9 protein-coding genes are annotated in these 12,624 nt (G+C 36.6%); 4 read left to right on the top strand and 5 right to left on the bottom strand.

The features are described from left to right. Positions 1-78: 78 nt before the first annotated feature. The 3 genes from KO521_RS12605 (at position 79) to KO521_RS12595 (ending at position 2,993) form a co-directional block, all read left to right on the top strand. Positions 79-597 carry a hypothetical protein gene (locus KO521_RS12605; protein WP_215940263.1) on the top strand — a complete coding sequence of 173 codons (519 nt, stop codon included), beginning with the start codon at positions 79-81 and terminating at the stop codon, positions 595-597. Beyond that, a complete protein-coding gene (locus KO521_RS12600; protein ID WP_215940262.1) occupies positions 594-2,024 on the top strand; it encodes a DUF5723 family protein in 1,431 nt (476 codons plus the stop codon). Before KO521_RS12605 ends, KO521_RS12600 begins: the two co-directional genes overlap by 4 nt. A gap of 114 nt (positions 2,025-2,138) precedes the next feature. Further along, on the top strand, positions 2,139-2,993 hold the full coding sequence (locus KO521_RS12595; protein ID WP_215940261.1) for a hypothetical protein: 855 nt from the start codon (positions 2,139-2,141) through the stop codon (positions 2,991-2,993). Here the strand turns inward: KO521_RS12595 and KO521_RS12590 are convergent. Further along, entirely contained in the window at positions 2,990-4,267 is a 1,278-nt protein-coding gene (locus KO521_RS12590) for a replication-associated recombination protein A (protein WP_215940260.1), read from the bottom strand. The genes KO521_RS12595 and KO521_RS12590 overlap by 4 nt on opposite strands. A gap of 146 nt (positions 4,268-4,413) precedes the next feature. On the opposite strand from KO521_RS12590, the gene KO521_RS12585 reads away from it, so the two are divergent. Further along, entirely contained in the window at positions 4,414-5,157 is a 744-nt protein-coding gene (locus KO521_RS12585; protein ID WP_215940259.1) for a rhomboid family intramembrane serine protease, read from the top strand. A gap of 32 nt (positions 5,158-5,189) precedes the next feature. On the opposite strand, the gene rlmB is transcribed toward KO521_RS12585, so the two are convergent. The 4 genes from rlmB to KO521_RS12565 form a co-directional block, all read right to left on the bottom strand. After that, a complete protein-coding gene (gene rlmB / locus KO521_RS12580) occupies positions 5,190-5,936 on the bottom strand; it encodes a 23S rRNA (guanosine(2251)-2'-O)-methyltransferase RlmB (RefSeq protein WP_215940258.1) in 747 nt (248 codons plus the stop codon). A gap of 170 nt (positions 5,937-6,106) precedes the next feature. Continuing rightward, entirely contained in the window at positions 6,107-7,276 is a 1,170-nt protein-coding gene (locus KO521_RS12575) for a hypothetical protein (RefSeq protein ID WP_215940257.1), read from the bottom strand. A 27-nt stretch (positions 7,277-7,303) separates the two neighbouring features. Further along, on the bottom strand, positions 7,304-8,731 hold the full coding sequence (locus KO521_RS12570; RefSeq protein ID WP_215940256.1) for a SusD/RagB family nutrient-binding outer membrane lipoprotein: 1,428 nt from the start codon (positions 8,729-8,731) through the stop codon (positions 7,304-7,306). A 10-nt stretch (positions 8,732-8,741) separates the two neighbouring features. Further along, a complete protein-coding gene (locus KO521_RS12565) occupies positions 8,742-12,002 on the bottom strand; it encodes a SusC/RagA family TonB-linked outer membrane protein (RefSeq protein ID WP_215940255.1) in 3,261 nt (1,086 codons plus the stop codon). Positions 12,003-12,624 lie beyond the last annotated feature (622 nt).

Raw genomic sequence — 12,624 nt, 5'->3', positions numbered from 1 at the left:
GTAATGCCACGATTGGGCCAATAAAGGCTAAAATTTGGTTTTGCCATGATAAGATTTTTTAGATACACTATTCTTTGCATGTTATCCTGCCTCACACTTTTATCGTGTATAGAGGATCAGGATTTTGATCAGTTTGATGAGATTGGAGTAACACCTACGGTTGAGGCCAGTATTCTTTATGTAGAAGCTCCTGAATCTTTGGTAAACGCTTCTACCCAAGCCAATGTAATTAGCCAAGAGTTTAATTTTGATGCCTTTAGTTCAAATGTTTTTTCAAAACGAGTTCTTGATGGGACTATTACTTATATCGTTGAAAATACCACAGAATCAGAATTAAGTGTTTCCATAGAATTGTTGGATGTGGACGGTAATGTTCTTGATACAGTAATCATTCCTGTTGCACCTGCTCCAATGGAAATGCAGCAAGTAGATGTTGCTTACGGTAGTTCTGGCCGTAGTATAGATATTATTAAAAATACCTCAAGTATACGGGTAGAGGCTGTTAACATAAGTGGTACTCAAAGTGCTTCAACGGCGGCCGAACCAAAGGTCATTTTAAAATCCAGCGGAAAATTTAGATTGGAAATTGTACAATGAGAATCCCCCTAACACTTACTATCGTCCTTTTCTGGACATGCTTTACTATGTTCGGACAGAACAAGCAGTTGTTGTATGATTTTGTTGAGATTCCTCAATCTGCAATGGTCAACCCTGGGGTTGATACGGATTTTCAGTGGTATGCGGGCGTTCCTATGTTATCAGGTGTTTCTCTTCAGGCAGGTTTGAGTGGTATCTCTGTAAATGATATTTTTTCAAACGATGGCCTCGATATCAATGATAAGATTAGAGATCGAGCCATTTATGGTATGAATGCTCGGGATGAGTTGAGCGGTACTTTTCAAATTGAAATTCTAAATTTTGGTTTCCGCGGAAAAAATCCTGATAACTTCTATACCGCAGGAATGTATATTGAAGGGGATGCCATTGGTTATTGGTTTCAAGATTATGCCATTTTAGGTTTTGAAGGAAATGCGGACAAGCTCAATCAAGCTTTTGATTTAGGACACCTTAAAACACGCGGTGAGTTGATGAATGTATTTCATGTTGGCTTAAATAAAAAAATTGACAATGAGCTTACTATAGGGGTAAGAGGCAAAATTTACTCCAGTATTTTTGATTTCAACTCAACAAAAAATAAGGGAACTTTTATTACGAAAGAAGGTGTAAACAATATTTATTCTAGTACAGTTGAAGCGGATATGCAATTGCGGACTTCTGGACTCAACGGTTTAAAAGATGCCTCAGATGATGGTACGCTAGGGAGTACGATTACAAAGAGAGCATTTTTTGGAGGAAATCTTGGTGTAGGGGTAGATCTTGGATTTACGTACCAATTAAGTGATCAACTCGTTTTTACCGGTAGTCTTTTAGATTTAGGTTTTATCTATCATTCAAAGGATATTAAAAACTATACTTTAAACGGGAAGGCTACAATAGAGGGAATAGAAATTATTTTGCCAGATGCGGCAGCTGATCCTAATGAAGATTTTTGGCAGGAGCTTGTTGATGATGTAGAAGGTTTTGTACCATTTAATGATAACACGGATAGCTATGTAGCCTTTAGGCCTACCAAATTATATAGCTCTTTACGTTATAACTTTGGAGAACATGTAGACAACAGGGCAAATTGTGCCTGTGGTGTAAATGCTTCAAGCAACCGAGCACGAGCCAAATATGTAAACAGTGCCGGGGGGCAGTTATATGTTATAAATAGACCAAGAGGTCCGCAAGTTGCTTTAAGCGGTTTCTATCAAAGGCGCTTTGGTAATTTCATGAGTGTTAAGACTACGTATACCATAGATAAGTTTTCATATTCAAATGTAGGTTTAGGGGTTTCCATACAAGCTGGACCCGTAAACATGTATGCTATGGCCGATAATTTGTTATCGTACGGCAATTTAGCAGATAGTAATTATGCTTCTTTTCAATTAGGATTAAATATCATATCTTGGGGCAAGAAATGATATGATAGTGTCAATTAATGAACAACTTCAAGGTTTGGCACGCTTTTTTCATCTTCCTAATTACAAATATTAAATACAAAGATTGTGAAGCATATATTCCTAACCTGTTTTTTTATGGTAAGCCTAATTGGTATGGGCCAAGAGCAACTTAATGATTACAAGTATATTATTATTCCTAAGAAGTTTGACGACTTCAAAAAGGTTAATCAATACCAGACTAGTACTTTGGTGAAATATCTATTTACCGAAGAAGGATTCCAAACGGTTTATGAGGATGAATTACCTAGCGAATTAAACAACAATAGATGTTTAGGTTTAACAGCAAACCTTATAGATGATTCGTCAATGTTTTCTACTAAAACAAGTGTTACCCTAGAGAATTGTAAAGGAGAAGAAGTTTATGCAACAGCTGTAGGTAAAAGTAAGGAGAAGGATTATAAGTCAGCATACGGAGAAGCTTTAAGAAATGCCTTTAAGTCTTTAAATACTGTCAGTTATAGTTATAATGGTAAGGCCGATAAAACTGAGCCCGTAACCGTAAGCATGCAAAACGATGTAAAGCAGATAGAAGAAAAGCCAGAGTCGTATGAGCCAAAAAACAAACAACCAATGGTTCAACAGAAAGCTACTAGAGAAAACCAAAGTTATAAGGATAATAGACCCAAGCCTTCTAACTTAAAGAGTTCTGTTCAAGCGCCACCTGCGGTTCCAACTGCAGCTAGTGTTGTAATTAATGCAGAGAAATCTACAAGGGGAGCACTTTATGCACAGGAAATCCCAAACGGATTTCAGTTGGTAGATAGTACGCCTAAAATTCAATTAAAAATATACAAGACCTCTTTACCAAATTATTTTATAGCCGAAGGTGATAGTGCAAATGGAGTGGTTTATCAGCAAGGCGAAAAATGGTTTTTTGAGCAGTATGTTGACGGAAAACTGAAAACAGAAGAATTGACCGTTAAATTTTAATGGTCATACTTACCTTTCCACCTATTCTTTAAAAATTCTTTGATTGCATTTTCACGGGAGTTATTTCCGGGCTGATAAAATGGCGTTCCCGATATTTCCTCCGGAAGAAACTCTGCATCTACAAAGTTGTTTTCGTAATCATGGGCGTATTGGTATTCGGCACCATACCCTAAATCCTTCATTAATTTGGTAGGTGCATTTCGCAAGGGTAGAGGTACGGAGAGGTCACCGGTTTCTCTAACTTTTTGCTGTGCCTTTTTAATTGCCATATAACTGGCATTACTTTTAGGAGAAGTGGCCAAGTACACGGCACATTGGCTGAGAATTATACTAGCCTCGGGATATCCTATTGTAGTAACCGCTTGAAAAGCATTGTTGGCAATAACCAAAGCAGTAGGGTTTGCAAGGCCAATATCTTCAGAAGCTGAAATAAGAAGCCTTCTGGCAATGAATTTTATATCCTCGCCACCTTCGATCATTCTAGCTAACCAATAAACGGCACCGTTAGGGTCGCTTCCACGAATGGATTTTATAAACGCTGAAACAATATCATAATGTTGTTCACCTGTTTTATCATAGAGCACCGTATTTTTTTGAACCTTGCTCATAACAAGCTTATCCGTAATTTCTATAGTGTCTCCAGATTCAGAATTTACCACGAGCTCAAAGATGTTCAGCAATTTTCGACCATCACCACCAGATAGTCGCATCAGAGCTTCAGTCTCTTTTAGGTCTATTTTTTTTGATTTAAGGTATTTATCCTCTTTGATTGCTCTTTTTAATAGATTTTCTAAATCATCTTTTCCAAAAGCGTTTAAAATATATACCTGACATCGTGATAATAAAGCTGGGATTACCTCAAAACTTGGGTTTTCTGTAGTGGCGCCGATCAATGTAACCCAGCCTTTCTCCACAGCAGCTAAAAGCGAATCTTGTTGTGATTTGCTAAAGCGGTGTATCTCGTCAATAAACAGAATTGGATTTTTAGCCGTGAATAGCCCTCCACTTTTCTTTGCCTTTTCTATTACCTCACGAATATCTTTAACACCACTGTTAATAGCACTTAGTACATAAAAAGGACGCTGACTTTCTGTTGCAATGATATTTGCCAACGTTGTTTTGCCGGTACCCGGAGGACCCCAAAGAATAAGAGAGGGAATAATACCTCTTTTAATCTGGTTCGTTAATGAGCCATCTTTCCCTACAAGATGATTCTGGCTGATATAATCTTCTAAGGTTTTAGGGCGAATACGTTCGGCTAAGGGTTCATTCATACGGCAAAAGTATAATAAAGTTGGCAGAAGATTGTTTCATATAAAGAAGCAAACGAGCTTTTTTGCAATAAGAGTTGTCATCATCATGAAATGACTATTTAGCAGTCTTTAATGAGTTGGCTAACTTATTGCTAGTTTTAGAACATATGTCCGAAAACATTTATTTTAAATTTACCAATAGTGTTATCATTGCCCCTTTATTGGCAGTGATTACTATATGGACAGTATTTTGGGTGGAATTGCGCTTTAAAATCAACCTAAATGATTACGGTGTATATCCTCAACGAGTTTCTGGCTTAAAAGGCATTATTTTTAGCCCGTTTATTCATGGTTCGCTAGAACATCTCTATAATAACACTATTCCGTTAGCCATTTTGACTGCCTCGTTGTTTTATTTCTATAGAAGTATTGCGCTACGGGTAATTTTAATAGGTATTTTAATTTCCGGTTTGTTTACTTGGTCATTGGGTAGACCTTCATATCATATTGGTGCCAGCGGTGTTATCTACCTTTTAGCAAGCTTTATATTTTTTAAGGGAATATTTACCAAACACTATAGGTTGGTAGCCTTGTCCTTAATCGTAGTTTTTATTTATGGAAGTATGCTTTGGTATATTTTTCCGGTGGAAGATGGAATTTCTTGGGAAGGACATTTAGGCGGATTTCTTGGAGGACTTTTCTTAGCATTTACGTTGAAAACCGAATTACCACCCGTAAAAAAATACGATTGGGAGAAAGAGGATTATGATGAAGAAGCAGATGCGTTTTTAAGGCAGTTTGATGAAAACGGGAATTTTATAGAATTACCACCCGAAGAAGTTGTTCCTGACGAGGGAATCCAAATTACATATCACTTTAAAGAAAACAAAGAGAGTGATTCTATAGAATAGGAGTGAACTACACTCTGTGAAACTACTTTGAATTAAGATTTAACTGAAATTCTTTGTCTTACAGCTTCATATAAGAATACAGCACAAGCAACAGAAACGTTTAAAGACTCAATTTCACCTAATAATGGTAATTTGGCTAAATGGTCCGCAGCCTTTAGGGTAGAGGGGGAGATGCCTCTATCTTCAGAACCCATAATAATAGCCGATGGCCCAGTAAAATTAACGTCATAAACAGAGGTTTCCGTTTTCTCGGTAGCACCAACTACGCTTATACCACTTCCCTGTAAGTAATAAACGGCATCTTTAATGTGGTCGACTTTTGCGATAGGCACTTTAAAAGCGGCACCGGCAGAAGTCTTAATAGTATCTGCAGTTACGGGAGCAGCACCTTTTTTCTGAATAATGATACCATCAACTCCGGTACATTCCGCAGTTCTTATAATCGCACCAAAATTACGAACATCGGAAAGTTGATCTAATAGTAAAAATAAAGGAGCTTTCTTGTCCGCTATCACAGATTCAACAAGTTCCTCAAGTTCATAAAAGGTAATGGGAGAAATATTGGCAACAACACCTTGGTGGTTGCTTTGTGTCAATCGATTCAGCTTTTCAATAGGTACATAGGAACAGTTGATTCCGTTTTTACGGATCAATCCTTCTAACTCTCGCGATAAGTCACCTTTAAGGCCTTTCTGGACAAACACCTTGTCAATAGGTTCATTGGCATTTATAGCTTCTATGACCGCGCGTATACCGTAAATTTGAGTTGTTTTGTCCATGGGCGCAAATATAGGTTATTACAGAATTATATTATTGGATTCTGTTATAAGAAAAAAGTACGGTGTATACTTTTTATATGCTCTCAATAATAAATAGTATTACTACAAAACAAAAAGAGACTACCTGTAAAGGTAGTCTCTTTTAAAAATTATAATAAAAAAGGTGTTAGTTATTTAATTTCACCCTCACCAAATTCAATGTTAATTTCGGTTAAGCTAGTACCACCATTAGTAGTGACAATATCTCCAATTTTTATCATACCGTACTCAGTAATGTCATCTTCTCCTTCTTCTTCGGAAGCTCTAGTTACTTTGTAAATATATAGGTCTCCTTTAGCGGTAATACTAAATCCTGTTTCCTTTGTACCTGCATCATATAACCTTTCAGCAATTAACAGATCTTTTTCTGCGAAAAGTTTTTCTACAGTATTGTAATACTCGCTTTCACCAGATAAATCTCCAACTTTAACAAAATCTATATCTGTATCACCTTCTTTTTCAAAACCTGAAGGATCTTGGAATTTTATTTCTCCATCTTCGGTGTTAGTGTCACCGTAGAAAGTTGCAGTATCAAGATTTAATTTGTTTATCGAAAGATCAGAACTTAAAGATACACTATTGGCAGCTTCAAAAGTCTGACTAATAATTGGTATATAAGTCTCAAGAGTATCAGTTAAAGAACCGCTCGTAGCAATAAACCTGTAATAAAGTGTGTCCTTAACGGCTAAATTATAACCGTAACTTTCATCTGTGAAGTTAGCGAATATAATTTCGTTGCCATCAACATCTAAAGCCTCTCCTAATGGGGTTGTAGGTGCATACGTACCTTCTTCTCCGTTTTTCCATTCCAAAGAAATATTATCAATTATTGCAGATTTTGTAGAGGCAGCAAATGACAAAGTGTCTTCCACAGAAGAATTATAGGTAATAGCTTCTAAACCTTTTTCAAGAGAAAGTGCTTTTGTAATCGCAACATTAAAATCTTTTGAATATGGTAGACCATTGGAGAGCGAAGTAACGGTTGTAATATCGATCCCATCCTCTTCTTGCTCTTCACCATTTAGTGTGCCTAAAAGGGAAGAATTAAAGGTGGCAAGGTTTCCAGAGATAGTCGCATCAACTGTAGATTCACCCTTGGTAACTTTTACACCTGTTACGGTTACATCATCAGCAGTAAGAAGGGAAAGTTCCATAGTATGATTCTCATCAAGATTGCTTAAACTCGATGGACTTAGGATGACATTAGCACCTAAATCATAATTAGTGATAGCCCCATCATCTTCACTACAAGAGAAAAGAACGCATATGGGTAAAATATAAAATATATTAAGTTTTTTCATAATTTGAATTTTATGACTGTTTTTTAATTAAAGCTTATCCCAGAATAATTTAGTTTCTAATTCATCTCCACCAATGTTGGAAATAGCAGCTTTTAGATTAGCCTCGTTCAAAGTGAGTTCAACATCAGGGTATGTTATACGAAATGGAGGAAGATTATTTGTTGTTTTGGCATCCTCGGGAGCAACTAATATTGGATAGTCCAACCTTCTCCATTCAGTCCAGGATTCATAACCTCTATTGTATAAGGCCAACCATTTCTGTGTTCCTATTTTTTCCTTAAAATCTCCTTCGGCTGTTGCATAGGCTACAGAAGCTTGACCTAAATAACTGTCTGCTTCCACATTGGTTCCGCCCCAATAGAGTATAGAAGCAGTAATGGCATTATTATAGTGTTCAGCTGCATCACCAGTTATAAACCCTCTTTCTACAGCTTCAGCTAATAAAAATTCAACATCATAATAGGTCATTAACGGCGCCTCTAAAGTTGGGTCCTTACCAATCTTGTCGGAAACGTGAGAATACCTTGCAAATGAGTTTAGTTCACCAGGTAAGCCTCCAACGTATTCACCATTAAGTAAGGTAAAATAGTCATCTCTTCTTGGGTCGTTTAAACTACCCATCATATCTACAATAGTATTTGTAGGAACATAATCATCACGACCTGATAGTACTAATGCTGCATATACAGGATTTGTATAAGGAGCTGCGCTTTCAAAAGCAATTTTCATATTGTCGCTAGCTGAAGTGAAAACTCCGCCTTCTATAGCAGAATTTACAACAGTTTGTGCTTTAGCAGGATCAGAATCCGCTAAGAGCATTCCCATTTGTAATTTTAAGGAATTGGCGAATTTTATCCATTGCTCAATATCTCCATTGTAAACAATGTCTTCTGAAGCAGAGAAACCAACTTCACCAGTTACGAATTTTGAAATTACATTGTTATCCAATCGATCAAGTAGGTCATTAAATACTTCTTCTTGCGTATTGAAAGTAGGATTTAATACATCTATATCTAAAGCTTCGGTATAAGGAATATCACCAAAGGAAGTTACAAGAACGTAGTAGGTATAGATTTCGTAAAGCTCAATGGTTGCAGTTTTATTAGTTTGCACATCTGGTAAGCCAGAAACCAAACTTTTTGCTTCTTTAAAATTCTTTAATACATCTCTATATAAAGTTTCCCAATGAAATTCATCTATGTTTCTTGTTTTGAAATCATAGTTTGCCTCATCTGTATAGGTGGTCTCGGTCCAGTGTTGAACAACTAACCGAAAAATGTTCTCATTTACACTAGTCTCTGTCATTTGGTTAAACAACTTGTACTGTGCGCTTGTAAAAAGAGATGCGTCTGTAGTGATCGCAAAATCTTTTTTGTTGACGTTCAGCTCTTCCAAATCATTAGTACACGAAAGTGCGACTAAAGAGATAAGAGCTATTATTATATTTTTTTTCATTTTATATATATTAAAATTGAAGTTTAAGATTTAGTGCGAAATTTCTAGTGGTAGGTAATGACCCAGAAGAAATACCTTGAATATTACCAGATCCAAAACCAGTTTCAGGATCTGCATCAGGTATATTTTTATGGATAATCCATAAGTTAGAACCAACTAGACTTAAAGACAGGTTGTCCATTCTTAACTTTGAAACAAAATCTTTAGGGAAGTTATAAGCTAAACTAACCTCACGTAACTTAACGAATGAGGCGTCGTAAACAAATTCGCTAAGTGGTAATGCTCGGTAACCCGTATTTCCGAAAGCACTAGCGTCTAGTCTTTTAGTATTAGGTGTTCCGTCTGCCAGAACTCCCTCATAAATAAAACCGCCGCCATTTGCTATTGAGTTTCTTACTGGGTTACCTAAATCGTTTATATAGTCACTACTAGCCAAAACTCCTGTAGCCTGGCCATATCTTTGATCCAGTGAGTACATTTCCCCACCACTTCTAATATCTACGAACACACTTAAGGCTAGGTTTTTGTAAGAAAATGTATTTCTAACACCTGCTAGCCAATCTGGGTTACCGTTACCAATAATTTGATCAGCATCACTCCAAACTGGTTTGCCGTCATCACCAATTATCTTTTGCCCATTTTCGTTGTAAGTATAGTCGGTTCCTTTTAAAGCACCATAGGCTTCACCTGGTTTAGCTACTACTTGAACCCCAAAAGATCCAATTAATAGTTCGTCCAATCCATCGGCTAAAGAAATTACTTCACTTTCATTTTTAGACCAGTTTACATTTAATTTCCATTTGAAATTTTCTGTAATGTCAAATTCAGAGAAGGCAGCTATTTCTAGACCTTGGTTCTCTAGCTCACCAGCATTAATAATTTTGCTAAGAAATCCTGTGGTTTCACTAACGGAAACCGGAACAATCTGATCTGTTGTATTTGTTTTGTAATAAGCAATATCAAAACCTACGTTTGCCTTTTCTAAAAACCTCATTTCAAGACCTACTTCGTAAGACCTTGAGATTTCAGGTTTTAAGTCTGGGTTTTTCTTTGAGTTGCTTACTGCTGCAGCGGCATTTCCTTGGAAAGAAGTTAGGGCAGTGTATGTGTCGTTAATTCTATCAAAATTGGTATCGTTGCCAATTTGTGCCCAGTTAGCTCTTAATTTACCAAACTTAATAAATGGTATGTTTAAGTTGTTCGAGAATAGGTAAGACCCTGAAACAGCTGGGTAATAATATGAGTTATTATCTGCGGGTAATGTAGAAGATTGATCTCTACGTAGAGTTCCTTCTAAGAAAAGGAAATCTTTGTATCCAAAAGTTGCACCTGCGAAGAAACTTTGAACTTCTATAGTTTCATCCCGTTCTTTAGGGTTAGGTAGGGCATCAGTTGTATTCTGAAGAGAATATACTCCAGGAACTTTAAGACCACCATTAGTTGCAGCGGTAACCATATTTAAGGTTTCGTGCCTAACGTTACCACCCAAGAAAGAACTAAAACTGAAATCATCGGAAAAGTTTTTAGAATAGTTCAATATCACATCTAAGTTCGTTTCTCTCGCGTTGATGTTTCTTCTTAGATATCCTGAAGTTTGATCACTTCTGTTGTAACTTCCATCGGGACCTTCATTAATACCAAAACCAGTTGCAACAGACCCTACGGCTCTTCTTTCTTCCTGTATTTCGCTATATTGGTCTACGGCTGCTTTACCGGTAACGGAAAGATTTTCAGCAATTTGGTATTTCAATTGAGCATAACCTGTAAGTCTGTCTCTTCCGTCACTTTGGTAGTTTTCGTAACGTGTCCAATATGGGTTGTCCCAGTATATTGGCTGTAAGTCTGTTGGCGATTTAGGGTTCCATGTTATGTTTTCTCCCGTTTGTTCGTAAGCAGCTTTTTGCCTTGCAAAATCTACATTGTTTTGTCCCCACTGGCGCATAAAACCTACAATATTGTCATTATATCCTGTAGAGTTTCTACCAACTGTTTTAGTGTTTACATAGGTAACATATCCAGTTGCTTCAAGCTTATCCGTTAATTGTGCGGTAGCGGATAAAGAAAAGGTGTTTCTCTTCTGAGAACTATTAGGTAGTATGCCTGTAGCATCATAATTAGAGTATGATAATCTAAACGAACCATCTCCGTCAGCAAATCTTTTGGCTACGGCAACAGAATTTGTAAAAGATGTTGGAGTTGTAAAAAAGCTCATAGGGCCGTTTTCTGCAGCTACCCATGGTCTTGCGACGCCGTAAGTTTCAGGTAGTTGAGGATAAAGTGCATCCCATTGTAGTAAGTTTAGGTTAGGGTCAAATGCAGGTCCAAAAGATGCATCATCATTTACATTTGCATAGTTGTCAATCGTTCCGTCACCATTAAAATCTGAAGGACTGAAGTTATAATCATTTCCACCGTAACCAGCTCCATATCCTTTTTGAAACTCAGGAAAAGTACTACTGTCAATACTACCGATGCTAGCGTTTGAAGATAAAGTTATAGTATAGTCCTTAGTATTTGCTTGACTACCTTTTTTGGTGTTTATCACAATTACACCATTAGAAGCTCTTGACCCATACAATGCAGTTGCAGCAGCACCTTTTAATACGTTCATAGACTCAATGTCATCTGGGTTGATGTCAGAAACGGGATTTCCGTAATCATATCCAGTAGAACCTTGTGATTGAGTTCCGGTATTTGTATTTCTGTTAGAAATTGGCACACCATCAACAACAAATAATGCTTGGTTATTTCCGGTTAGAGAAGTTTGTCCACGGATTACAACGTTGGTAGAACCCCCAAGGTTATTAGTTCTTTGAACCGCAAGACCAGCAACCTTTCCTGAAAGTTGGTTAAGAACATTTGATTCTTTTACGGTTGAAAGCTCTTCAGCATCAACTTTTTGTGTTGCATATCCTAAAGATTTTTTACTTCTTTTAATTCCAAGGGCAGTCACAACAACCTCGTCCAAAGCCTGGGCATCCTCCTCCATCTGAACATTCAAACTGTTAGATGATCCTACTACGGCAGAAGTGCTTTTTTGACCAATGTAAGAGAATACTAATGTTTGACCTTCGCTAGCCGAAATGGCGTAGTTTCCGTCAAAATCTGTTTGGGTACCGTTGGTGGTACCTTGAACAACAATGTTAACTCCCGGCAGTGGTAGACCATCTTGGTCAGATACCGTTCCGGTAATCGATTTGCTTTGTGCAAAGGATATTTGCACGACTAACGCCAAAAACAGCGTTAACAATCCTTTTTGTTTTGCTCTCATTTTATAATTATTTGAATTAGCTAGCGCCAAAAGTCACAAATCCACGTTAATTATGCAATTTTTTTTAACTCAAAATTATGCATGCATAGGTTTTTGGTGTTATAAAATGAGGTTTTGAGCAATTATTTTAGGAAAATCACACAGAAAACACATGTAAAGTTGTAGAAAACGTGATTTTTGAATTCTCTAAATGAATATGGATGCCGGTTTTTGTTAAAAAAATTGGAATTGCTCAATAATCAGCATTTTTGACTCAATTTGTTGTTTAAATAATATTTTAGCTAAATATTAACAGGAAATTTCATGTTAATAAGTAGTTTTAAGACATAGTATTTGAAATTTCAGTTTTTTTTTACATTTAAAAAGGAGTAATTCCTTTTAGGAAAATTAAGGATAATTGTCGGTTGTTTTCTATTGATAATGATTAAGGTCTTATCTAATAATATAGAAGTAGTGATTATTTTTCATATCATTTGTTGTCGATAATGCATACTTTAAATCTTGTGTGTGTCTTTAATTTTGGGCTTATTTTTTTTAATAAAAATTCACTCGCAATTAATTTATTTAAAATAAATTGCAAACTGTTTGAATTTCTGCGAAATAGTCTTACATTTGCCGACCC

The sequence above is a fragment of the Zobellia uliginosa genome, assembly GCF_018860745.1.
GTDB classification, from domain to species: domain Bacteria; phylum Bacteroidota; class Bacteroidia; order Flavobacteriales; family Flavobacteriaceae; genus Zobellia; species Zobellia uliginosa_B.
This window is presented reverse-complemented; position numbering and strand designations above follow the sequence as displayed.